Raw genomic sequence first — 22,245 nt, forward strand, 5'->3', positions numbered from 1 at the left:
ATAAAGTGTTGCAGCACGCATTACTACTTGTAAATCCGCACAGCCGCAACGGTCAGGCTGAAGAGCTGGATGGCGCTATCGCATTACTCAGGGCATCCGGCTTTGAAGTGAATGTTGTCGTAACACAAAGTCATACTGATATGCTGACAGAAATTACCAATTACCGGCGGGACGACGGTATCGTTATTATTGCCGGTGGCGACGGAACCATTAGTTCGGCGTTAGAGTCTATTTATCAGCAACAATGTACCCTGGCGATTTTACCGCTTGGCACGGCGAATGACCTTGCCCGTTCTGTTGGCGTGCCGCAGGAACTGGACGGCGCAGCGCAGTTAATTATTGAGGGTAAGCGGGAACGGATAAGCTTAGCCAGGGTCAACAATAAACTGTTTGTCAATGTTGCGCATATCGGTTTAGGGGTAGATGTCACCCATGAGTTAACCCCGGATTCAAAAAAACACTTTGGCGTTTTTGCTTATTTGGGTGCCTTTATCAGCGCATTTAAACGAAACAAAAGCTTCAGAGTAAATATAAAAGCTGATGGCTGGCATTGTTCGGTCAGAGCCATTCATCTGGCTGTTGGTAATGGCCGCTTTTACGGGGGTGGCAATGTGGTTGACGACGCGTCCACCTTACTGGACGGGCAACTGAATTTGTTTTGCATTAAACCCCACAGGTGGTGGCAATTACTGTTGTTAGGGCCGAGCTTACGTACCGGCAAGTTAAAAACGGCACAGCGGGTTATCTGTAAAACAGCGAGCAGCTTCAGCGTGCAGACCACCAAACCAATACAGCTTGAAGCTGATGGTGAATTTAAAACTAATACGCCTGCCGAATTTACCGTGATGCCGCAGGCAATAGAGATGATTGTGGGCAATCTACCAGTGCCTGATAAGGATGAATATGGCGATAATACGCAGCGACAATGAAGCCGATGGCGTAGAAATCCTGAAGCTGATTATTGAAACTACTGACTACTACCGCTCAATGGCCGAGCTGTTAGCAGAAGATAATCTTGAGGCGGCAATCGCTGAGATTGCCGGTAACAGAGAGAGCTTTATTGCGCCGTTTCAAGAAGTGGTTAAGCAGTTAGGCGAATTACCCGCCCGGCCCGACCCCGATAAAGAGCTGATGCAGAAGATTGGCGGCGAATTAACCAAGTTTTTCTCAGCAGATGCAAAAAACGCTATATTAGACAAGTGTCTGCATGAAGATGACAAACTTGCCGATCTTGTCCGGCGTACCGCCCTGGGAGAGCAATCCGCGGCATTCCAGCAAAAACTGGATGCGCTGGCTGACAATCTTAACGACACCAAAAAAGTAATTCAGGCATTAAAAGATTAAACCTTGTCTGACGGTGTCGACCAGCCTATTTGCTAGCCGCCTGATTAAAACGCTCAAAAGCCGCCGCTAAATCGGCCAGTAAATCGTCGACATGCTCCAGGCCTATATGCAGCCGGATCAGCGGCCCGCGGTATGGCCAGCTGCTGGCGGTGCGCAGCTTTTGTAGCTGCATGGTGGCGGTAATTAAGCTTTCATAGCCACCCCAGGAAAAACCCATTTTAAAATGGCTCATCCCCTCAATAAAAGCGGCGACCTGTTGTTGACTGCCCTGTTTTAACACGAACGAAAATAAGCCATTACTGCCGGAAAAATCCCGTTGAAAAATGGCGTGGCCCGGATGCGTTGGCAATGCCGGGTGCAGCACGGTTTCAACTTCTGCGCGTTGCCCCAGCCAGCTGGCAACAGTCAGCGCACTTTGTTCATGCTGTTGCAGCCGCACCGCCAGGGTACGCAAACCACGCAGTGCCGTGTAAGCATCATCAGCAGAGGCACAATACCCCATTAAATAGCTGTGTTCGCGAAGTTTTGGCCAGTGCTTTTCATTGGCGCTGGCGGTGCCCAGCATCACATCGGAGTGGCCGACAATGTATTTAGTGGCCGCTTGTATGGAGACATCCACTCCCAGCGCAAAGGGCTGACACAGAATAGGCGAGGCCCAGGTATTATCTAAAATTGTCACGATATTATGCTGCTTTGCCACGGCGCAAATAGCCGGAATGTCCTGCATTTCAAAGGTAAGAGAGCCGGGTGATTCCAGAAAAATAACCTTGGTATTCGCCTTAATTAAACCAGCAATGGCGCTGCCAATTTGCGGATCATAGTAGGTGGTTTCGATGCCGAAGCCTTTTAACAGCTTGTCGCACAAGGCCCGGGTAGGTTCGTACACACTATCGACCATCAGTAAATGGTCACCACTTTGTAAAAAGGCCAGCAAAGCACCACTAACGGCGGCAGCCCCGCAAGGATAAAGTGCGCAACCGGCGCCGCCTTCCAGCTCACATATTGCCTCCTGCAAAGCAAAATGGGTATCGGTACCCCGGCGACCATAAAAGGGCACCCGGTTGCCCCGCTGCAAGGTGGCCTGCTTCAATTCACTAAAGGTATCAAATACGATGGTAGAAGCCCGCACCACCGGTGGGTTAACCGCATAGCCGGTGTATTTTTTTGCCCGGCCGGCATCGATAAGTTTAGTGTTTTTGTGCATGGGTACGCTCCGTTGCGACCTTAGTCGGATATAAAAGCCATCTGGATGTCTGTAGCATGCTAACCTGTTTTTCGCTAAAGATCACGATACTAAATTTCAGGTTATTGATCCCAAGGCTGTTAACAGCAGTATTGCACAACAGATACAAAGTTTGCTGAAGTTTGACAAGCCTGATTCTGCCGCCTACGTTTTAATGATAACAACAAGGAGCTTACTATGCGCAGTGCAGCGTTACACCCTCTGGTACTGGCGATCAGTGCCGCTTTGCTCAGCCCGGCGTTTGTTGTACAGGCGCAAAGTACCACTAACCAAACAACCGACGACGAAAAAATTGAGCAAATTGTGGTTACCGGTACCCGGGTTGCCGGCCGCTCGGTTGATGATACGGCTGTACCTATCGATATCGTTGGTGTTGAAGCGCTGGAACGCTCTGGCTCGACTGAGCTTAATCAGGTGCTGTCAGTAGCTTTGCCATCTTTTAACTTTCCACGTCCTGGTCTGGCCGACGGCACTGACACCATACGCCCTGCCACCCTGCGTGGCTTGGGGCCGGATCAATCTTTGGTGCTGGTTAATTCCAAACGCCGCCATGCCGCCTCACTGGTAAATGTTAACGGTACCGTTGGCCGCGGCAGTTCGGCGGTGGACTTAAATACTATTCCGACCGCTGCGATTCGCAGTGTTGAAGTGCTGCGCGATGGCGCCTCCGCCCAGTACGGCTCGGATGCGATAGCGGGGGTCATTAACGTGCGGTTGCGCGATGCAAGCGAAGGTGGCAATGTCACACTATCCTATGGCTATCGCGATTCGGCTTATACAGTGCCGACCACGCCGCCGCCCGCTGATGCCACCTGGAGCGCACCGGGCGAGATTAAACGCAGTGTTAATGATGGTGAAACCATTAACTTATCTGGCTGGAAGGGCTTTGCCCTGCCCAGCAATGGCTACCTGACCCTGGCCGCCGAATATAAAGATGGTGAGCGCACCGAACGCGGTGGTTACGACTATCGGCAGCAGTATCCGCTGGTGGAGGGTGAATATGATCCGCGCGAACAAAGCATCGAGCGCTTTAATGCCTGGTATGGCGAGCCGGAGTTGCAGCAATTCACCTTGTTCGCCAATGCCGGCATGCTGCTGGACAGTGGCAAACTATACGGCTGGGCCAGCTTTCAGGATAGATCCGCCCGCTCTGGTGGCTTTTACCGGCGGGCAATTGATGATCGCAATGTGATTGAAGTGCACCCGGATGGGTTTTTACCGATCATTGCCCCTGACGTTACCGACACCAGTTTTGCCCTGGGTTATGAGTGGGATCTGGCCGACTGGAGTATGGATGCTTCTGTGGTATATGGCATGAACGAAATGGCCTTTACCATTGAAAACACCGTTAACCGCTCCATTGGCCCCAGCAGTAAAACCGAGTTTGACGCCGGCGGTTTTGACTACGACCAATGGGTATTTAATTTATCTGCAGTAACCTCTTTTGATGTCGCCAGCTTCGCGTCGCCGGTTAACCTGGCAACCGGGGTTGAGGTGCGCCGTGAGGGGTACTCGATTTTTGCCGGCGAACCCGACTCCTACCGCAACGGCGGCGTTTTGTTACCAAACGGTAACCCTACCCAGTCCGGCGCTCAGGTGTTTCCCGGTTTCCGGCCAGCCAATGAAGTGGACGAAAGCCGGCGGGCAGTTGGCGTTTATGTCGATATGGAAGCCAACCTGACCGACAACCTGTTGGGTTCGGTCGCATTACGGGCCGAAGATTATTCAGATTTTGGCAACAACGTTACCGGTAAACTGGCGCTGCGCTACGATGTTAACGAGAGTGTCGGTCTACGCGGCAGCGTGCAGAACGGCTTTAGGGCGCCGTCATTGCAACAGCAGTATTTTACCAGCACTTCAACCAACTTTATTGACGGCATTCCGTTTGATATTACTACCTTCCCGGTAAATGACCCGGCCGCTGTTGCGCTGGGCGCTACACCGCTGGACGCCGAAGAATCGGTGAACTTTTCCCTGGGTGCGGTGTTCCGGCTTGGTGATCTGACCCTGACGATAGATGGTTACCGGATAGACATTGACGACAGAATCGTGCTGTCAGAAAACCTGACTCAGCCTAATGTACGGGCTTATCTGGAATCGCTCGGTTTAATTGGTATTGGTGGGGGTCGCTTCTTCATTAACGGAGTTGATACCGAAACCCAGGGCGTGGACATTGTCGCTAACTACCCGGTGTACACCGCCGATAAGGGCCGCTTTGATTTAACCCTGGTGGCCAACTTTAACAGCACCGACGTGACCCGGATCCCCGAAACTGCTGAACTGTCGGCGCTTGATCCGGCCCCTGAGTTATTTGGCCGGGTAAACGTACTGACCTTTGAGAAAGGTAATCCGAAGAATAAGTTAGGCGCTCATGTTAACTGGAGCCTTGACCGTTTTGGTGCAACCTTCCGGGCGACCCGCTACGGTGAGGTACTCACTCCCAACGCCAGTGAGGCTAACGACTTTACTCTGGACGCAACAACCCTGATTGACCTGGAAGCGCGGTATCAGCTTACTGACAATATGAAGCTGGCGTTTGGCGCCGATAACCTGCTGGATGAGTATCCGGACGCCTTTCCGATTAACTTAAATGGTACCGGTAATACGCCGTTTTCGAACTATTCACCCTATGGCCGCTCCGGCCGGTTAGTATATGGCAGAGTAAGTTACGACTTTTAAAACTGACTCTCGCTCAATAACAGAGGCGCGTAAGCGCCTTTGTTATTTCATGCCGCTTAACTCAGCAGTAGTAACAAGCCGCTCCAGCTCGGGTCTGGCAAAATAATAACCCTGATAGTATCGGATGCCCAAACCCAGCAGACAGTCCAGTTCGGCTTTGGTTTCTACCCCTTCGGCTAATACCATGGTGCCCTGCCGTTCACATTGGGTAATGGTTTCCTCAACAATGAACTGCTTGGCCGGGTTAGCTTCAATATCGCGGATAAGCTGCATATCCAATTTTAAAATGTGCGGTTTTAGTTCAACCAGCCAGTCCAGGGTGGCATAGCCTGAACCGTAGTCATCAATTGCGGTTTTAAAGCCCCGTTTGGCATAGCTGCGAAAAATCCGGTTTAAATGATCTTTATCCGGAATTTGCTCACCTTCGGTGACTTCAAACACCAGCTTGGTTAAATCGAACCCATATAAATCGGCTGCTTCAATAGTAGCCTTAATACAGGTTTCCGGGTTGTACACCGCATTGGGTAAAAAGTTGATATTCAAATAGGTATTACAGCCAAGCTTGGCTGCCGTTTCTATGGCTTTAACCCGGCAAGCCTGGTCAAAATAATATTTATTATCGTCGTTAATATGCTCGAACACCCAGCCGGCGCCCTGACCTTCCGGACCACGAACTAATGCTTCGTAGCCACAAATAACCTGATATTTCCAGTCAATAATTGGCTGAAACGCCATCCGGATTTGAAAGCCTAAAGACTGACCACTTAAACAGTCACTGCAAGTTTGTTGTTTAATTTGGGCGGGAAAATCCATCAACAACCTTATCTACGTTGAGAAACACATACCCAAACTTTAGCGATTATCAGCCACTTTTACCAACTATAAATCGGCAATTCTCGTCAGGCAGGGCTAATGTCAGGACTAAGTGCTGCAGCATAGCAGGTGATCAGGCGCTGTCCGGCCTCTGCGGCAGTGCTGCCAAAGGCCACTACGCCATCTTCATGGCCGGCCATGCAAAACAGACCTTGCTGCAACACCGCGGTCTCGCTAAACAGCCTTGCAACTTCGTCGGCCATTGCAACAGTACCATAAGGAACGTCAGCCCGGGTTTGCGGCACACCGAGCGCACTGGCATGCTGCCAGATTTGCGGACAATGGGCATGAATAACAAAGTTAATGTCATCGTTTAACTGATATAACTGGCCATGGGTCATCGCCTCTGACGAGGGCTTGGTTAGCCCCTGCGCACTGATCTGGTTTCGCTCAGGTCTGCACTCGCTGACCAATGCATAATCAGCGGCGGTCATGTCAGTAATGCCGCCGGTCTGGCTGCCACTGATTATAAACTGGTTAGTATCACGATAGCGCTGGCTGATATTACCAAAACCATAGTTGTCATAACGCGCCGGGGTTTGGCCGAGCATGCCTAATTGCAACATGATCTGACGCCAGCTATTCAGCTGAACGATATCAGCAGAGGTCAGCCGCGCTTTTTGCTGATAATTTAACTGATATTTTATAACCCCTTCCTGCTCTGTCATCGTATCACCCTGCTCTGACTACTTAACCGCTATTATAAAGCCGGCAAAATGCCAGACCAGCCGCATAGCAGGCCAAAACTGGCAAGCCCCGGCCAGAGCTGTATAATAGCCGGCAACAACTTACAGGGCCCAATGCCAAGTATGAAATACAAAGACCTACGCGATTTTATCAGCCAGCTGGAACAGCGCGGTGAGCTGGTGCGGGTAACTGCTGAAGTAGACCCGGTGCTGGAAATGACCGAAATTGCCGACCGCACCCTGCGTGCTGCCGGCCCCGCCATCTTATTTGAAAACCCCAAAGGCTATAACATGCCGGTACTGGCCAATCTGTTTGGCACACCGCAGCGGGTAGCGCTGGGTATGGGCCAGGAGAACGTATCTGCGCTGCGCGAAGTAGGGAAATTACTGGCGTTTTTAAAAGAGCCCGAGCCACCAAAGGGCTTAAAAGATGCCTTTAGCAAGCTGCCGTTGTTTAAGCAGGTGCTGAATATGTCACCGAAACAGGTGAAAAAGGCAGCCTGCCAGCAAATTGTGCTAAGCGGTGAGCAGGTTGATTTAAGCCAGCTGCCGGTAATGACCTGCTGGCCGGGCGATGCGGCGCCGTTAATTACCTGGGGCTTAACGGTTACCAGAGGGCCGCATAAAGAGCGGCAAAATCTGGGTATTTACCGCCAGCAAGTGCTTGGCAAAAACAAACTAATTATGCGCTGGTTGTCGCACCGGGGTGGCGCGCTGGATTTTTATGAGTTTCAAAAAGCCAACCCGGGCCAAAATTATCCGGTTTCTGTCGCGCTGGGTGCGGATCCGGCTACTATTCTGGGGGCGGTGACACCCGTGCCGGATACCTTGTCCGAGTATGGTTTCGCCGGTTTGCTACGCGGTGATAACACCGAAGTCGTAAAATGCATCAGCAATGATTTACAGGTACCGGCCAGTGCCGAGATTGTACTGGAAGGCTATATTGCGCCCGGCGAAATGGCACCGGAGGGCCCTTATGGCGACCATACCGGTTACTACAATGAGGTAGATAACTTCCCGGTGTTTACTGTTACCCATATGACGATGCGTAAAGACCCGATTTACCACAGTACTTATACCGGCCGGCCACCGGATGAACCAGCAATTCTTGGCGTCGCACTGAATGAAGTGTTTGTGCCAATTCTGCAAAAGCAATTTCCGGAAATTACCGACTTTTATCTGCCGCCGGAGGGCTGCTCGTACCGGCTGGCGGTGGTTACCATGAAAAAACAGTATCCGGGCCATGCTAAGCGGGTCATGATGGGTGTGTGGTCTTATCTGCGCCAGTTTATGTATACCAAATTTGTGATTGTCTGCGATGATGATATTAATGCCCGCGACTGGCAGGATGTGATCTGGGCCATTACCACCCGGATGGACCCGGCGCGCGATACCACGCTGGTAGAAAACACCCCGATAGATTATCTGGATTTTGCCTCGCCGGTATCAGGCTTAGGCTCGAAAATGGGGATGGACGCCACTAACAAATGGCCGGGCGAAACCAGCCGCGAGTGGGGTGAGCCCATTGTCATGGATCAGGCGACAAAGCAGCGGGTTGATGCCATCTGGGACAGCCTGGGTATTCCATTGCCAGCGAAGGACGCCAGGCGGTGAGTTACCAGGTTACCATCGCCCCGGCCCAACTCAATTTTACGGTGCAGGATGGGGAAACTATTCTGGCCGCGGCGCTGCGCAGTGGTATCGATTTTCCCAACCGCTGCCGGCAAGGCGTTTGTACCAGTTGTGTCTGCAAACTGAAGAGCGGTGAAGTGCGTTATAACGAGCCGCAACCATTAAGCGAAGTGGACAAACAACAGCAGTTTACTTATTGTTGCCTGGCGTATCCGGTCAGCGATGTAGTATTGCATCACCCTTTTATTAGTGGCTAACTGCTATTAAAAAGTAACCCACAGGCCACCAGAAAACGAGAGCTTTATGTCCAACACTGCCAACACTACTGCTATTGCCTGCAACGTGAATTCTATAGAAGCGCTAACCCCAGGGATCAGCAAAATAGTCCTAAGCCCGCAGCAAGCGGCGGGATACCAGGCCGGCCAGTATCTGCAGCTGGTGTTAAGCGCTGACGACAAAAGACCCTTCTCCATCGCCAGTATTGCCAGTAGCAAGCTGCTGGAGCTGCATATTGGCACACCGGCGGGCGATAGCTGGTCCAGTGCCGCACTTACCCATATTGAACAACAATTCCGCGCGGGTTTGCCGGTGATGGCAGAAATTGGCCTGGGCCAGGCGCAGCTGCGCCAAGACAGTAAAAGGCCGGTGATTTTACTGGCCGGTGGTACTGGCTTTTCTTACGTCTATGCCATCGCTCAGGCGCTCAGCGCTGCTAACACCAGCCAACCGGTATTTTTATATTGGGGCGTGCGCCACGCAGAGGCATTGTATTATCAGAAAGAATTGCAACAATGGGCCAGCCAGCATAAGCAATTCCGCTTTATCCCGGTAGTGCAGCAACCCGGTACAGCCTGGCAAGGCCGCACCGGTCTGGTACACGAAGCAGTGTTAGCCGATTTTGTTTCGCTGGAAGCCTACGATATTTATATCGCCGGCCCCTTTGCGATGGCCGGAGTGGCCCGCGAAGCTTTTGCCGAACAAGGCGCTCACCGCGAGCATATGTTTGCCGATGCGTTTGCGTATATTTGAAACCTGCATAACAGCAGTATCAGCGCTGGTCACCCTTAGTCAGCGCACTCTTTAGATCCTTAGCAGCAGGATAACCACTGGCAATAGCGCTATCTAGTATCAGGTTGCCCTGCTCAATATCGCCACCAATAATATGTGCCACTCCACGCCAGGCTAAAACCTGGCCGTCACCACGTTCAAACAGATAATTTGCCCACCTGCCATCATATATACTCAGCAGACGCTGAGCTTGCGAGTTACCATTTGCTGCTGCAGTTTGCCACCAGAAGTCTGCACTAAACATTTCTGGTATTTGGATATAATGGTGTTCTTTCCCCAGCGCTGGCCGGGTGAAAACAGACCAGTCCGGGTTTGCCGGGTCAAGCGGCATTGATGGCTCAACGATCAAATTATTGGCGTTGTACTTTCCCAGCAAACTGAGCATCGTACCCAAAGCTTCCTGATATTGTGGTGAGCCCGCTATCGCATAAACCCAGAGCTTTTGTTGTTCGACCACGGCCAGTAGCGCCTCAGGCGTGATAACACTGCCACCCTCCAGAGAGAAAGTCATACTGATTTCTCTTGTTTCGAACTGACCCGTTGCCGGGTACTCAAACTTAAGCAACGCCCGTCTCGCGGATCGTTCAAAAACCTCTTTTGGAAAAGCATCTACTACATCGACTACTCTGACGTTGCCATTACCATCGACTAAATACCTCATCCTGACATAGCCTGTCACACCATGCATAGCCGCATTTCGTGGGAAAGTAGGTTGTACGGTTTTGATTGCAGAAGTCAGTGTTCTATCAGTCCCGCTTGCAGAATCGATTGCCATCACATAGTGGGTAGCTTTGCTTGATGCTTTTACCGGTTGAATTTTCAACGACTGTCGTAACTGCAAGCTCACATCCTTAGCTTGCTGTTGTTGCTGCTCATCTAATTTTGCTACCAATTGCTGGTAGACCGCCTCAGCGTCAGGATGGTTTAAGTAGCTGGCAAAGTGAAAGTAGCCTGCAGCTGCAGGTAAATCTGGCGCCTGACCTTGCCCATGATACAACATGGCCGCCAGGTTGAAGGCTGCCTGCGCGTTGCCAAGCGGTAATAATTCAGAGAATTGCTGCCTGGCTTCGTCATATTGACTATTCTGATACGCTTTTAGTGCATCCAACATATCAGCCTGCGCCATGGCTGTCAGCATACCCAGTACAACCAATAAACCACGCATTCGGTAATCCTTTTAGCCTTTAGCTGACAGCATATCAGAACCTTTTAGCAACGCTAGCTGCTTTTTTATGCAACAACTGGCGCTGGCAATCTGGTTTGGCCAGTTAAACTATGCCACACTTGGTGCCTTTCGGTAGAGTAGGAACCTCTTTATGCAACATAAAACCCTGATTAAAGTTCGTGGGTATCATCTGGATATTTATCAGCACGTCAATAATGCCCGTTACCTGGAGTTTCTGGAGGAAGCACGCTGGGGCTATCTGGAAGACAGTGGTGATATCGAGTGGTTCGCCAAACATAAGCTGGCCTGGATTATAGTGAACATTAATATTAACTACCGGGTAGCCGCCACCATGGGCGATACCCTGGAAATATTTACCCGCTTTAGCAAAATTGGCGGCAAAAGCGCGGTGGTTAAACAGGAAGTACGGATTGCCGGCAAAGATGCCATTGCCGCTGATGCCGAAGTGACCATTGTCTGTCTGGATCAGAAAACAGGTAAACCCGTAGTGATTGAGGGAGAGCTAAAAAACCGGCTCGAACAGCATATTGCTGAAAGCTGATTAACGCTTACTATGTTTTTCCAGCGCCAGCTTTAACAGTTCACTGGTGCTGATTTCATCGCCGCACGGCACGCGCTTTGCGGCCATCATCCCCGCAAAGCCATCCAGAGTAGGGTCGCCAATAACACAAACTCCTTGCCTGATGTGCACTATATGCTTGCCATCATCCAAATGCGCCAGCACCTGCTGCGCCGGGTTCTGACTAACCGGCCAGTGCTTTTTGTCTACCGTTAGCCGCGGCTGTTGCTGCTGTTGAATAAATTGCTGGTAACTGGCAGTTGCGGCGCGGTCAATGGCTGCCTGATCAGGCATGGCGACCTGGTTCAAAGCTCGTTGTGCCAGACTGCTATGCTTTGCCGGCTTAGCCAGACTTTCAGCTACTGCAGGCACTGCCTGCTCAATTGCCGGAGGGGTTGCCGGGGAAGCTTCAGGTTGCGGGGTTGGCGTACCGGCATTATCCGTTAGCTTTTGCGCTCTGGTTGCTGAGCGCTTTGGTATGCCCTGCTCTGGCGTCTGTTCTGGAGCAGCTGGCAGGCTAGGCGGTGGTGGTTGGTATAAATATGACGCAATGGGCTCGGCCGGCAGCACAGCATGCTGACTAACCGGCAGGCTAAGTAACAAGACAAATATCAGGCCGTGGATCAGCAGTGCCAGCAGAACAGCATTGCCATATTCACTGATAAAACGCTGTAAAGGGTGTTTAACAGCTGCCAAAATTTGCTGCCCTGGCCTGATGCTATGTCGTCAGCGTCAGACCCTTAGGACAGCCATTAATTCCATTGCCGTAATAACTTACTACATAAATTGTTTTTTCAGTTCAGTGGCGGGTTTATAGTTTTTCGCGATAGCCTGCTCCAGTAACTGCAACCCACGTTCACGCTGCCCTTCCAGAATTAACCGGGTGCCGGTCCAGGCCATTACTTCTGCATCATCTTTACTCAGCAGGTAATTTTCCCATTGCTCATCGTAGGCAGCCATAATTCGCTGTGCCGTCAGGCTGCCATTTTTAGCTGCTTGCTCCCACCAGAACCTGCCAGACATTGAGCGGGATACTTCGATTGAGGGTTTTGCCGCCAACCGTCCGGAGCGAATATCGCTTCTGCGATGCAAGCGATAAACATCAGTCTCCACCTTACCTTTCAATTTTAAGCCCACTAAATTAGTTATCTCGCTGCGGGGTTCAAACTCGGTTTTTAGTTGCTCTGTTATGGTGCCATCTGCAGCTACCCGAACCACGGCATAACCCCAGAAGCCATCAAAGTCCGGCTGCAATTCAGCACGCTTTTTGTATATCGAAAAGTCTGCTTTTGCTGCCAGCGGCAACTCAGGGTTATACCAGAAGCCATTACTACTTTGAATTTCAATCAGCGATAGCAACATGCCCAGCGCCAACTGATGCTGTGGTGACCCTGCTACGGCGTAATCCCATAAATTGTGGTCAGCAACTGTCTCCTCGACCGCTGAAACCTTAACCCCACCGCTCAGTGAATAACTTAGTCGCACTTTCATTAAATGCTTTTGACCACTGGGCTCATAACGCCACCTTTTGATAGCGCGGATGGAGGCTCTGTCGAATACTTTTGCCGGGTAGGCGTCTAATGTATCGACAGCCGTCACCCGACCTTGCTCATCAACTAAAAAACGCAGCTGGACATAACCGTATTGGCCCTTTCTTGCTGCCTCTACCGGATACTCAGGGTTAACCCGTTTAACAGGCTGCGGCAAATTGTCCACTACTGGTTTATCCAAATCCGTCGCCACAATAACCAGCCTGCGCTTTAACTGTTCAAAAAGCTGATTAGCCTGCTCCAGTTGCTGCTCTGAGGTATTTGTTACCAGGTCACGTAGAATATTTTTTGCCTGTGGATGCTCAAGCTCGGCCGCCAACATAAAGTAAGCCAGCGCCTGATTCAGATCTTTTTCCTGCCCTTCACCCTGATAGGCCATCGCCCCAAGGTTGAATGCAGCTGATTCATTGCCTAGCGGCAGCAGCTTGATAAAGTCTTGCTGTGCCTCGCTGTAATTTTTGTTTTCATAAGCTTTTAATGCTTCCAGCATATCGGCTTGCGCCACATTGCACCCAAATAAGGCTGCAAATAACCACTTTTTCATTATTAGTCCCTTTTAATTAACCTGCCGATACCATAAACAATAATTATTTGAATGCAACCCTTGTTAGTTAAATGTTATCTGAAACAGTGAGGACTTACGGCAGGAAACTCAGGCGAACATGATGCCCGCCTGAGTCAGCTTTTTAGTATGGGTTGCTTGGATTATAAAAATTACTGTTGTTACCGTTAATACTCAACCGGCTGGGGCTGACTGTCGTGCTGTTGTCCAGCAGGTTATAGCTCTGGCCTGGTAACAATTTGTAGCGCAGTAAATCGTTAATGATTACCGGCTGGCCACAACTGGTTTGCTGATACTGGGTCTGGCCATCGGCACGCAGCACATAAACTTCATGGCTACCATCGACCACACCATTACCGTCTGCGGTGACAAACAGTGATGTTGCCTCTGATACCGCCACAACCCGGCCAGTGCTGCCCAGTTTGGCCTGGAACACCGCCGAGCGGCCCATCCGGTCACGCTGTTTAAAGTGGGTATCGGTAATAATACCGTCTAACAATGGCAGCCCCAGAAAGTTGCCGCTAATGTTAATCGTTTCATGACAGAAATCGGTTACTGCTTCCGAGCTGATCGCTCCCAGCACCCCGTCCGGATCATAAATAAACTCGCCCAGGACATGGTTTCCAGCTGAGGTACCGCCCACTGCACCGCCTTTGTTATACACATGCATTAAGGCGTCCTGTACCTTGGTACCCTGCCACTGGTTCAGATAGTCAGACTGATCACCACCGGCAATAAAGACAAATTCAGCACTGCGAATTGCCCAGTCAACGTAGTCACTGTTGGCCTTGGTCCGGGTATTTACAATTAAGGTTTCTACCGAGGCGGCATCGGTTAAATCCTGCAAATAATCGTTATATGCTGCGGTGCCAGAGGTACGCAGCACCACCACATTGCCGCCATTAATATGCGGCTTTATCCGGTTAGCAAAGGCAGCATCGACATCAGCACCACCGCCCATCAGCAACAGTGCCGGGTTGTCCAGGCTAACACAAACATCGTTGCTGCTACCAAGCAATGTGGCGCTTAAGCCACCCGGTTTCGAGGGCCTGCTACCATAATTACAGTTCTCCGGTTCAGGCTCTGGCTCCGGATCGGTGCCACCACCGCCAGCTGCATCGCTAAAATTTACCGTTAGCTGGTAGCTGCCGGTACCACTGTAACGGGTCACCTTGACAAAGTGTGGCCCGGCCGGAGAGGCTGTGTAACTGGCGGTTTCCGGGTTGGCACTGCTCTGGCCCGACGCAATATAGCTGCCACTGGCCCGGTATAAAAACCAGTCAAAGTCATCGTTGTTATCATGACTCAGGCTGACGGTGATATCGCCGGTGGCGCTGGTGTCGAAATAAAACCAGTCCTGATCGTTACGGCTGCCAATACTGGACTGCACCGCTACGCCACTGCACAGCGGGCCATCGGCGCCACTTTCGCTATTATTGTTTTCGCTTTCTTGTAATAAACAGGCCTGCGCATTGCCACATAGCAATAGCGCAACGCCGCCTAACAGACTTAGTGCTTTCATTTTTACTTCCTGCATATAGTTTTGTTTTAGGAATGGCCCACAGGCCAGGTTTCTTTGCACGGCAAAGCGCCGGGCAAAAGATTTCAGAGCTTACTCAGAGGGAGGTTGCTATTCGTCGAACCACTCAGACAAGTGATAGTCGGTGGCGCACTCATGCAAACAGTTGTGCAGATTGGCCGGTTTGGCAACCGACCACAGTATTTTACTGGCTCCGCATAACAGTTTTTGCATAAGATTGGGTTCGTAACATAATTTGATGACTGGTTAATTACTATTCAATATTGACCTGAATAAAGATACTGTCAAGAAAACTTGTAAATTAATGTAAAAAATACCGACAGGTACCTGAGGTAGGAAAAATCTGCCGGCAGAAACTGCAGCACAGAGGAGGGCGCGGTTTCAGTTAAGATAACAGCTTATTTTTTGCCATTGTTGTAATTTATCGGCAAAACGCAGACTGGCATGGGCCGGACTGGTCGAAGGAAGCTTAATAAGTTGTAATCCCTCCGGTAACTGCTGCTTACCGATAACCTGACGCCGGAAACTTTGCCAGGCTTTGCCACCATTAAAGGCAATGGCCGCAATTTGACGATGATGTTGCATAAACTCAGTAAAATCATTGGGCTGCTCAGCACTGATGGCACTGTCCAGGCTGCCTTGCCGCTGGCAGTAGCCAATCACGTCCCATAGTGCCACCTGCCGTGCCAGCATAGCCTGCAGCTTGTTCTGATAACTCAGCGTGGGGTCAAAACCCAGAATATTAGCCATTATTGGCCAGAATGCATTGCGGGGGTGGGCATAATATTGTTGCTGTTGCAGTGATTTAGCCCCCGGCATGCTGCCGAGAATTAACAGCCTGGCATCTGGCTGCGCCACCGCAGCCAGCCCACTTAGCAAAGCTGACATCAACGCAGCCCGGGCTGATACTGCCGTGCTTTTTGCCAGGCTTGCTGCGCCTGTTGCTGCTCACCTTCCTGCTCCGCCAGAAACGCCAGCACTGCATACAAATAACCATTGCTGGGGTTATCGCGTAGCCAGTGCTGAACTTGTTTCCGAAGCCTTAATACTGAATGGCCGAGCGGGATCTGTCGTAAATGGGGCCAGGCTGGTGCGATATCGGCCAGCGACAATACGGCCACCAGCCGTTTTTCTGCAGCATCTGCCTGGCCGGCATTGGCTTCGGCCCAGGCCAAACCCAAAGCTGCAGCGGCAGATTTACGCTCCTTGGCGGGTAAGCCCTGCCAGTAATCCTGTTGTTGATCAAAAGCTGTTTCACCGCTTAAATGGCGAATGGCCTGCGGATAAATAGCAAAACGTTGTTGCCGCCAGCTGGCTTTATCGAACCAATGCCCGGTCGCCGCCCGCCCCGCCGCCACTAACAATTGCTGCCATTGTCCGGCTTGCTGCAACGCCCGCAGATATAGTTGGCCCAATGCAGCGTCCACAGGCGGTTGCTGCAACAAGGCTTCCAGAATCACTGCAGCCTGACTGGCATGGCCCTGATGTAACAGCATCTCCGCTTCCAGATACTGGCGACTCGGGTCGTCCTCTGCTAACTCTGCTATCAGAGATTTCGCTTGGTCATACTCACCGGCATAAAACGCCGCATACGCTGCCAGAAAACGTTTTTCCTGGCGAAAATCACCGCCAGTCAATGACTGCTGCAACTGACTGGCAGCTTGCGGCCACTGCCGTCTCGCATAGGCATGCAAGCCACTGGCAAACGCTTTTCTGGCTTTGCGTTCGCGGCGGGAGCTGAAAAAATTTAATGACGAATGCTGAATTCGCAGTAAATGGCGTACTAGTTTGACCAGCAAATACAGTACCAGCAACGCCGCTACGAGCACGATGGCAAAGCCCAGTGCGGTCATTTCAATAACATAACCGGCCAGCACCAGTTTGATATAACCCGGGTTATTAGTTAACACCGGCCCTAATAACATCGCCAGAGCCAGTATTGCTATTAGCAGAATGGCCTTGATCATAACTCTGTCTCCGCCATGCTTTGCAGGTAATCCTGCAGTTGCGGACCACTTTGCAAAGCTGGCAGCTGTTGTTGACTGATATCAATCGCGGCCAGTGCCAGCAGCTTTTCACTTAGCTGCTGTACTGTAGGCTCTGTCGCCTGAAAATGACGTTGCAGTTGGTCACTGGCTTGTTGCAAAGCACTGCGATACACCACCGGCTCGCCCGATAACACGGCCAGCTGTGCCAGCAATAATTGCTGGTTCAGGGCAATCCGTACCATCAGTTGCTGTTCTGCCGTTAAGCTGAAGTAATCTTCCGGCATCGCAACCCTGGCGGAAAACAATTGCTGTAAACTGCTTTCCCAGTAATACTTTAAGGTACTGCGCCAGTTTTTCAGCTCGCCTTCTGGCTCTGCCACAGTAACGCTGAGCTTAGTTTGCTGCTGTTTCAACGGCAAGCCCATACTGGTTTTACGCATTTGGGCCAGCTCAACATGTACCGCACTCAGATCGGGGGTTTTTAACGCGTCCAGCGCTGATAGATCCGCGGCGATCGCCTGACGCACGTTAATTAACGAGGCATCGTCCAGCTCTGCCAGCTGTTGCTGTGCCCGTTGCAGCAACAGACGGGCACTATTAATATCTTTGTTTAACCACAGGCTGTCATCAGAGCGTTTTAACAAAAACTGAATTTCTGCCAAGGCCCAGTGGCGGGGCGGAGCACCGTCACTTTGCTGCACCAGCTCGCGTACGGCCTGCATTTGCTGCTGCAACTGTTGTTGCTGGCGCTGCTGCTCGCTGACTAATTCCTGCTCAAAGGCGCTCAGGCTCTGTTGCTGGCTACTCAGGCTTTGCTGTAACTGGCTCTGGCTGCTGCTCAGCAGCTCGGCACTTTGCCGTTTAACCTCCTGCTGCGCCTGCTGCAATTGCTGCTGCTGGCTTTGCATTTGCTGCCATTGTGGCCATAACCAGTAAGCGGCAGCCACCACAGCAGCTGCCAGCAACAGTGAACACAGTAACGCCAGCACAGCTATGGTGCGGCCAGCGCCAGCAGGGCGTTGTTCCTGTTCGGCAATTTGCTGTTTTAATTGCTCCAGTGGTGCTGCGGATTCTTCAGCCGGGGTTAACTCTGCCTGCTCACTCATAATATTTCCTTGTTAAGCTGAATAATTTGCTGCAGCAACGCCTGATCATTGGCATTTTCTGCCAGGCTGATCTGCTGCTGACTTATACCAAGCGCTAATGCCTGCTCCTGCATGCGCGGGCTTACCAGCAGCCAGTGTCGCTGCTGTAGCCAGGCCACACCGGCTTCTGGCATTAACGCAAACAGCTGCTGCAAAATTTCGTTACTGGTCGCTACAATACAACGTACCTGTTGTTGCTGCCACAACTGCCATAGCTGAGCACCATCGAGTGGTAGCGGCAACCGGTTGTAACTTTGCACATATTTAACGGTAGCACCCCGGGCCAGTAATTGCTGCTTAATCAGTTCACGGCCGCTGTTGCCGCGTACCACCACCACCTGCTTGCCACTAACCTGTTGCAACTGCGGTAACGCCAGCAGGCCTTCGCTACGCTGATCCTGCGGAACTATTACTTCCCGCCCGCTCCAGCGTTGTAGCAGCCCTGCGGTAGTGCTGCCAACGGCAAATAAGTGTCCTGACAGTTGCTCTGGACTAATTTGTTGCTCCAGCGCGTGGACGGCGCTGACACTAACAAAAACAATCAGTTCGGCTTGTTCCAGCAAGCTGATGTCTTTTGCTTTAAGTGACACCTGCTGTGTGGTGATCAGGGGCTGATAACTGTAGGCCACACCCAGCTCATCCAGGCTGGCCAGTAAATTGTCTGCCTTACCGGCTGGCCGGGTGATCAGAAAAGGCGTGGCGATGCTCATGCGTTTGCCTGATAAACCTGTTGCAAAATAGCACCGGCGCCCTGTGCCAATAACTGCTCGGCAACGGCCAGGCCAATCTGCTCAGCCTGCTCTGCGTTGCCGGTTTGCTCGGCGCGGATGATCTGGCTGCCATCCAGCGCCCCTACCAGGCCCCGTAACTGCAGCTGATTGCCGTTGAGTGTAGCAAAAGCGCCAATTGGCACCTGACAGCCGCCTTGCAAGCGGCGGTTCATAGCGCGCTCAGCCAGCACACATAAGCGGGTCGGCTGATGTTCCAGCGGCGCCAAAAGTTGCTGAATAGCTGTATCGTCACTGCGACACTCAATACCCACCGCGCCCTGACCATTGGCCGGTAAACTTTGTTCAGGCTCAAGGTAACTGGCAATTCGTGCTGCAAAACCAAGCCGGATTAACCCGGCCGAAGCCAGAATAATCGCCGCAAACTCGCCATTATCGAGCTTGGCCAGCCGGGTATTAACGTTGCCGCGCAAGTCGCGCACCGTTAAATCAGGCCGCAACGCTTTTAGCTGACACTGGCGGCGCAGACTGGAGGTACCTACTACTGCGCCCTGCGGTAACTGCGCAATCGTCTTAAACTGATTGGAAACAAAGGCGTCCCGCGGGTCTTCCCGCTGGCAAATCGTTTGCAGCACCAGACCGTCCGGAAAAGCCACCGGCACATCTTTAATACTGTGTACTGCGATATCGGCGCGGCCATCGAGCATGGCAGTTTCCAGCTCTTTGACAAATAAGCCTTTACCGCCTATTTTCGCCAGGGGTGTATCCAGAATTTTATCGCCCTGGGTCGACATTGGCACCAGCTCAACCTGCAATGCCGGGTGGTGGCGCAGCAATTCCGCTTTAACAAATTCAGCCTGCCATAAGGCCAACGCGCTTTTGCGGGTCGCAATACGTACAATCTGGCTCATGTTAGCTTTCCTTTACTGTCATTAAGCGACGTTGCAAGAAGCTGCTGATATCGGCCACTTCCTGTGCGCAAACGCTGTGTTGCATCCGGTAGTCCTGCCAGCTGACGTTAAAGCCAAGATTTTTTAAAGCATGAAACGCCTGCTGGCCGGCGGCCATCGGCACGACCGGATCCTGGCTACCATGGCCGATAAACACCGGGGTTGCCTTATTAACTGATGTTGCCTCTGTGGCCAGTTTTTCCGGCGCGCAAATGTAAGTTGATAACGCCATCACCCCGGCCAGTTTATACGGCAGGCGAGCCAGTAAATGCAACGCTATTACTCCGCCCTGGCTAAAACCGGCCAGCACAATTTGCTCACTACTCAGGCCATCGGCTATTAACTTATCCAGCAACTGCTGCACTGCGCTGGCTGATTCACGTACCCCGGTTTCGTCGGCCCGGTGCGCTAAATCCATGGTTTTAATATCGTACCAGGCGCGCATCCGCATGCCGCCATTGACTGTTACCGGCCGCTCTGGCGCATGCGGGAATAAAAACCGGATACCTGCATCGGCAGGTAAACGCAACTCTGGCACTATCGGCGCAAAGCCATGGCCGGAATCACCCAGGCCATGCAGCCATACTACGGCAGCCTTAATTACACCGTTTGGTTTTACATCAACGAAAGGAAGTAACGCCATTTATTCTGTTCCAGCTTGCTGCGGGGCCAGCACCACCGGGCTGCCGGCCTGTTTTGAGGCCGCGTCTGACAACAGTTGCCAGAATTCGCTGCCGGTACGGTTATCAATCCACTGCTGATTGCGCCATTCAAAGTGATGGCCATTGAATTTTGTGGCCACCCACAGCTGTTGCAGCGGCGGTTGTTTATTAATAATAATTTTGCTTTGATCAGGAAAGGTTATCGACAATAAGCCACCGTGCGATTCGTAGTCTAAATCAAGCTCCAGTTGCTCAATCGCCTCTTCTACCGCTAACAGGGTATTGTCGGTTAATTCGTCATATTCTAAGTCATTCATCTGCGTCACCTGTTTGCTTTTATCGCTAAGGATGCGATTATAGAGCGTCAAGCCGTTAAAGAAATAGAAACCATGCAAACGAAGCGCATTTCATCCCAGTTTCTTTTGCCTGCCTGCTTATTGCTGGGCAGCATTATGCTAACCGCCTGTGGTCAAAAAGGGCCTCTTACCTTACCACAAGCTGCACCAGAAGTGGCAGAGCCGGTTCAAGAAAAGCCGGCTAAGCCAGACGACAGTGAACAGCAGCCAAGCGTCAGTGAGGAGCAAAACCGTGGACCACTTTAATTACCAGCACGAGACCTTGCACGCCGAACAGGTCGATCTGACTGCGCTGGCCGCGGAGTTCGGTACGCCTTGCTATGTATATTCCAGGGCGACTATTGAGCGTCATTATCAGGCCTTTGCCCGTGCGGCGGCAGCTCATCCACACAGCCTGGTGTGTTATGCGGTAAAAGCCAACAGTAATCTGGCGGTGTTAAATGTCCTGAGCCAACTGGGTAGTGGCTTTGATATTGTCTCAGGCGGGGAACTGCGCCGGGTAATTGCTGCAGGTGGCGATCCGGCAAAAGTGGTGTTCTCCGGGGTAGCAAAAACCGCAGACGATATGCGTTTTGCGCTACAACTGGGCATTAAGTGCTTTAATGTTGAATCAGAAGCTGAGCTGGAGCGCCTGCAACAGGTCGCCAGCAGCCTGAATATTGTGGCGCCGGTATCTTTGCGGGTAAACCCCGATATAGACGCCAAAACCCACCCTTATATTTCTACCGGCTTAAAAGCCAATAAGTTTGGCGTGGATATTTTAAAGGCACCGCAAATCTACCGCGCCGCCCGCGAAATGAGCCACCTCAAACTGGTGGGAGTAGATTGTCATATTGGTTCACAACTGACTGAAACCCAGCCTTTTCTGGAAGCATTGGAAAAGCTGCTGCAGTTAATTGAAGCACTGAAACAAGATGGCATAATTCTAAGCCATATCGATATTGGTGGTGGCCTCGGGGTCACTTACGACAAAGAAACACCGCCCGAGCCTTATGCTTATATCAGCAAGGTGGTTGAGCGCTTGCAACAGTATCCGGAGCTGGAACTGATTATGGAACCCGGCCGCGCCATTATGGCCAATGCTGGCATTTTGCTGACCAAAGTGGAGTTTCTGAAGCCTGGTCAGGAGAAGAATTTCGCCATTGTTGATGCAGCAATGAACGACTTAATCCGCCCAGCGCTGTACAGTGCCTGGCAGAATATTGTGCCGGTAAAGCAGCAAAGCAGTGCAACCGCCCAGTTGTATGATGTGGTAGGGCCGGTGTGTGAAACTGGTGACTTTCTGGGTAAAGACCGGATGCTGGCCATTGCCCAGGGCGACTTATTAGCGGTGCGCTCGGCCGGTGCCTACGGCTTTACCATGAGCTCTAATTACAATAGCCGGCCGCGGGTGGCCGAAGTGATGGTAGCGGGCGACCGCTGCCACTTAATCCGGGCCCGTGAGCAATGGCAGGATTTATGGCGCGGCGAACAGCTGCTTAGCGAATAGCGATA

23 protein-coding genes are annotated in these 22,245 nt (G+C 51.6%); 9 read left to right on the forward strand and 14 right to left on the reverse strand.

Annotation, left to right across the window (positions count from 1 at the left end):
• Window positions 1-5 precede the first annotated feature (5 nt).
• A complete protein-coding gene (locus KG631_RS03240) occupies window positions 6-929 on the forward strand; it encodes a lipid kinase (protein WP_213995196.1) in 924 nt (307 codons plus the stop codon).
• Window positions 904-1,344, forward strand: a complete 441-nt coding sequence (locus tag KG631_RS03245; RefSeq protein ID WP_213995197.1) for a hypothetical protein — start codon at window positions 904-906, stop codon at window positions 1,342-1,344. The genes KG631_RS03240 and KG631_RS03245 overlap by 26 nt, the downstream gene beginning before the upstream one ends.
• A gap of 25 nt (window positions 1,345-1,369) precedes the next feature.
• On the opposite strand, the gene KG631_RS03250 is transcribed toward KG631_RS03245, so the two are convergent.
• The gene (locus KG631_RS03250; RefSeq protein WP_213995198.1) at window positions 1,370-2,548 is read right to left on the reverse strand and encodes a cystathionine beta-lyase; all 1,179 of its coding nucleotides are present in this window, start codon (window positions 2,546-2,548) and stop codon (window positions 1,370-1,372) included.
• A 216-nt stretch (window positions 2,549-2,764) separates the two neighbouring features.
• Between KG631_RS03250 and KG631_RS03255 the strand changes: the two genes are divergently transcribed.
• A complete protein-coding gene (locus tag KG631_RS03255) occupies window positions 2,765-5,266 on the forward strand; it encodes a TonB-dependent receptor (RefSeq protein WP_213995199.1) in 2,502 nt (833 codons plus the stop codon).
• Between the two features lie 42 nt (window positions 5,267-5,308).
• On the opposite strand, the gene KG631_RS03260 is transcribed toward KG631_RS03255, so the two are convergent.
• Both KG631_RS03260 and KG631_RS03265 read right to left on the reverse strand, forming a co-directional pair.
• A complete protein-coding gene (locus KG631_RS03260; protein ID WP_213995200.1) occupies window positions 5,309-6,079 on the reverse strand; it encodes an EAL domain-containing protein in 771 nt (256 codons plus the stop codon).
• Window positions 6,080-6,165: 86 nt separating this feature from the next.
• Window positions 6,166-6,807 (reverse strand): class II aldolase/adducin family protein, encoded by a 642-nt coding sequence (locus KG631_RS03265; protein ID WP_213995201.1) that lies wholly within the window; start codon window positions 6,805-6,807, stop codon window positions 6,166-6,168.
• A 141-nt stretch (window positions 6,808-6,948) separates the two neighbouring features.
• Here KG631_RS03265 and ubiD point away from each other — a divergent pair, with 141 nt between their 5' ends.
• From ubiD to fre, 3 genes are read left to right on the forward strand one after another with little or no spacing between them, the layout of a single operon-like run.
• On the forward strand, window positions 6,949-8,439 hold the full coding sequence (gene ubiD / locus KG631_RS03270) for a 4-hydroxy-3-polyprenylbenzoate decarboxylase (protein WP_213995202.1): 1,491 nt from the start codon (window positions 6,949-6,951) through the stop codon (window positions 8,437-8,439).
• The gene (locus KG631_RS03275; protein ID WP_213995203.1) at window positions 8,436-8,714 is read left to right on the forward strand and encodes a 2Fe-2S iron-sulfur cluster-binding protein; all 279 of its coding nucleotides are present in this window, start codon (window positions 8,436-8,438) and stop codon (window positions 8,712-8,714) included. Before ubiD ends, KG631_RS03275 begins: the two co-directional genes overlap by 4 nt.
• Before the next feature lie 46 nt (window positions 8,715-8,760).
• Window positions 8,761-9,486 carry an NAD(P)H-flavin reductase gene (fre, locus tag KG631_RS03280; protein WP_213995204.1) on the forward strand — a complete coding sequence of 242 codons (726 nt, stop codon included), beginning with the start codon at window positions 8,761-8,763 and terminating at the stop codon, window positions 9,484-9,486.
• 19 nt (window positions 9,487-9,505) lie between these two features.
• On the opposite strand, the gene KG631_RS03285 is transcribed toward fre, so the two are convergent.
• Window positions 9,506-10,690 (reverse strand): TonB family protein, encoded by a 1,185-nt coding sequence (locus KG631_RS03285; RefSeq protein ID WP_213995205.1) that lies wholly within the window; start codon window positions 10,688-10,690, stop codon window positions 9,506-9,508.
• Between the two features lie 151 nt (window positions 10,691-10,841).
• On the opposite strand from KG631_RS03285, the gene KG631_RS03290 reads away from it, so the two are divergent.
• Window positions 10,842-11,252, forward strand: a complete 411-nt coding sequence (locus tag KG631_RS03290) for a thioesterase family protein (RefSeq protein ID WP_213995206.1) — start codon at window positions 10,842-10,844, stop codon at window positions 11,250-11,252.
• Here KG631_RS03290 and KG631_RS03295 read toward each other — a convergent pair whose 3' ends face one another.
• The 10 genes from KG631_RS03295 to cyaY all read right to left on the reverse strand — a co-directional run bounded on the left by KG631_RS03295 (window position 11,253) and on the right by cyaY (window position 20,712).
• Window positions 11,253-11,966 carry a hypothetical protein gene (locus KG631_RS03295; RefSeq protein ID WP_213995207.1) on the reverse strand — a complete coding sequence of 238 codons (714 nt, stop codon included), beginning with the start codon at window positions 11,964-11,966 and terminating at the stop codon, window positions 11,253-11,255.
• Between the two features lie 81 nt (window positions 11,967-12,047).
• Window positions 12,048-13,364, reverse strand: a complete 1,317-nt coding sequence (locus tag KG631_RS03300) for a TonB family protein (RefSeq protein WP_213995208.1) — start codon at window positions 13,362-13,364, stop codon at window positions 12,048-12,050.
• Window positions 13,365-13,506: 142 nt separating this feature from the next.
• The gene (locus tag KG631_RS03305; protein WP_213995209.1) at window positions 13,507-14,904 is read right to left on the reverse strand and encodes a Type 1 glutamine amidotransferase-like domain-containing protein; all 1,398 of its coding nucleotides are present in this window, start codon (window positions 14,902-14,904) and stop codon (window positions 13,507-13,509) included.
• A gap of 399 nt (window positions 14,905-15,303) precedes the next feature.
• Window positions 15,304-15,810, reverse strand: a complete 507-nt coding sequence (locus KG631_RS03310) for a DNA-deoxyinosine glycosylase (RefSeq protein ID WP_213995210.1) — start codon at window positions 15,808-15,810, stop codon at window positions 15,304-15,306.
• Window positions 15,810-16,889: a heme biosynthesis HemY N-terminal domain-containing protein gene (locus KG631_RS03315; RefSeq protein ID WP_213995211.1), complete on the reverse strand. Its 1,080-nt coding sequence runs from the start codon at window positions 16,887-16,889 to the stop codon at window positions 15,810-15,812. The genes KG631_RS03310 and KG631_RS03315 overlap by 1 nt, the downstream gene beginning before the upstream one ends.
• Window positions 16,886-18,016 carry a uroporphyrinogen-III C-methyltransferase gene (locus KG631_RS03320; protein ID WP_213995212.1) on the reverse strand — a complete coding sequence of 377 codons (1,131 nt, stop codon included), beginning with the start codon at window positions 18,014-18,016 and terminating at the stop codon, window positions 16,886-16,888. Before KG631_RS03320 ends, KG631_RS03315 begins: the two co-directional genes overlap by 4 nt.
• Window positions 18,013-18,765, reverse strand: coding sequence for a uroporphyrinogen-III synthase (locus tag KG631_RS03325; protein ID WP_213995213.1), 753 nt, complete (start codon window positions 18,763-18,765; stop codon window positions 18,013-18,015). The genes KG631_RS03320 and KG631_RS03325 overlap by 4 nt, the downstream gene beginning before the upstream one ends.
• Window positions 18,762-19,694 carry a hydroxymethylbilane synthase gene (gene hemC / locus KG631_RS03330; protein WP_213995214.1) on the reverse strand — a complete coding sequence of 311 codons (933 nt, stop codon included), beginning with the start codon at window positions 19,692-19,694 and terminating at the stop codon, window positions 18,762-18,764. The genes KG631_RS03325 and hemC overlap by 4 nt, the downstream gene beginning before the upstream one ends.
• A 1-nt stretch (window position 19,695) precedes the next feature.
• Entirely contained in the window at window positions 19,696-20,376 is a 681-nt protein-coding gene (locus tag KG631_RS03335; protein WP_213995215.1) for an alpha/beta fold hydrolase, read from the reverse strand.
• Window positions 20,377-20,712, reverse strand: coding sequence for an iron donor protein CyaY (cyaY, locus tag KG631_RS03340; RefSeq protein WP_213995216.1), 336 nt, complete (start codon window positions 20,710-20,712; stop codon window positions 20,377-20,379).
• A 72-nt stretch (window positions 20,713-20,784) separates the two neighbouring features.
• Here cyaY and KG631_RS03345 point away from each other — a divergent pair, with 72 nt between their 5' ends.
• A complete protein-coding gene (locus KG631_RS03345; RefSeq protein ID WP_213995217.1) occupies window positions 20,785-20,997 on the forward strand; it encodes a lipoprotein in 213 nt (70 codons plus the stop codon).
• Window positions 20,984-22,240, forward strand: a complete 1,257-nt coding sequence (lysA, locus tag KG631_RS03350) for a diaminopimelate decarboxylase (RefSeq protein WP_213995218.1) — start codon at window positions 20,984-20,986, stop codon at window positions 22,238-22,240. The genes KG631_RS03345 and lysA overlap by 14 nt, the downstream gene beginning before the upstream one ends.
• Window positions 22,241-22,245 lie beyond the last annotated feature (5 nt).

The organism is Arsukibacterium sp., from assembly GCF_018402695.1.
Taxonomy (GTDB): Bacteria; Pseudomonadota; Gammaproteobacteria; order Enterobacterales; family Alteromonadaceae; genus Alishewanella.

Bases quoted from the DNA above. Each gene is read 5' to 3' on its own strand.
- cyaY (WP_213995216.1), bottom strand. From the start codon at position 20,712: ATGAATGACTTAGAATATGACGAATTAACCGACAATACCCTGTTAGCG.
- KG631_RS03335 (WP_213995215.1), bottom strand. From the start codon at position 20,376: ATGGCGTTACTTCCTTTCGTTGATGTAAAACCAAACGGTGTAATTAAG.
- KG631_RS03345 (WP_213995217.1), top strand. From the start codon at position 20,785: ATGCAAACGAAGCGCATTTCATCCCAGTTTCTTTTGCCTGCCTGCTTA.
- KG631_RS03265 (WP_213995201.1), bottom strand. From the start codon at position 6,807: ATGACAGAGCAGGAAGGGGTTATAAAATATCAGTTAAATTATCAGCAA.
- KG631_RS03310 (WP_213995210.1), bottom strand. From the start codon at position 15,810: ATGTCAGCTTTGCTAAGTGGGCTGGCTGCGGTGGCGCAGCCAGATGCC.
- fre (WP_213995204.1), top strand. From the start codon at position 8,761: ATGTCCAACACTGCCAACACTACTGCTATTGCCTGCAACGTGAATTCT.
- KG631_RS03325 (WP_213995213.1), bottom strand. From the start codon at position 18,765: ATGAGCATCGCCACGCCTTTTCTGATCACCCGGCCAGCCGGTAAGGCA.
- KG631_RS03320 (WP_213995212.1), bottom strand. From the start codon at position 18,016: ATGAGTGAGCAGGCAGAGTTAACCCCGGCTGAAGAATCCGCAGCACCA.
- KG631_RS03285 (WP_213995205.1), bottom strand. From the start codon at position 10,690: ATGCGTGGTTTATTGGTTGTACTGGGTATGCTGACAGCCATGGCGCAG.
- KG631_RS03315 (WP_213995211.1), bottom strand. From the start codon at position 16,889: ATGATCAAGGCCATTCTGCTAATAGCAATACTGGCTCTGGCGATGTTA.
- hemC (WP_213995214.1), bottom strand. From the start codon at position 19,694: ATGAGCCAGATTGTACGTATTGCGACCCGCAAAAGCGCGTTGGCCTTA.
- ubiD (WP_213995202.1), top strand. From the start codon at position 6,949: ATGAAATACAAAGACCTACGCGATTTTATCAGCCAGCTGGAACAGCGC.
- KG631_RS03300 (WP_213995208.1), bottom strand. From the start codon at position 13,364: ATGAAAAAGTGGTTATTTGCAGCCTTATTTGGGTGCAATGTGGCGCAA.
- KG631_RS03260 (WP_213995200.1), bottom strand. From the start codon at position 6,079: ATGGATTTTCCCGCCCAAATTAAACAACAAACTTGCAGTGACTGTTTA.
- KG631_RS03305 (WP_213995209.1), bottom strand. From the start codon at position 14,904: ATGAAAGCACTAAGTCTGTTAGGCGGCGTTGCGCTATTGCTATGTGGC.
- KG631_RS03245 (WP_213995197.1), top strand. From the start codon at position 904: ATGGCGATAATACGCAGCGACAATGAAGCCGATGGCGTAGAAATCCTG.
- KG631_RS03290 (WP_213995206.1), top strand. From the start codon at position 10,842: ATGCAACATAAAACCCTGATTAAAGTTCGTGGGTATCATCTGGATATT.
- KG631_RS03255 (WP_213995199.1), top strand. From the start codon at position 2,765: ATGCGCAGTGCAGCGTTACACCCTCTGGTACTGGCGATCAGTGCCGCT.
- KG631_RS03250 (WP_213995198.1), bottom strand. From the start codon at position 2,548: ATGCACAAAAACACTAAACTTATCGATGCCGGCCGGGCAAAAAAATAC.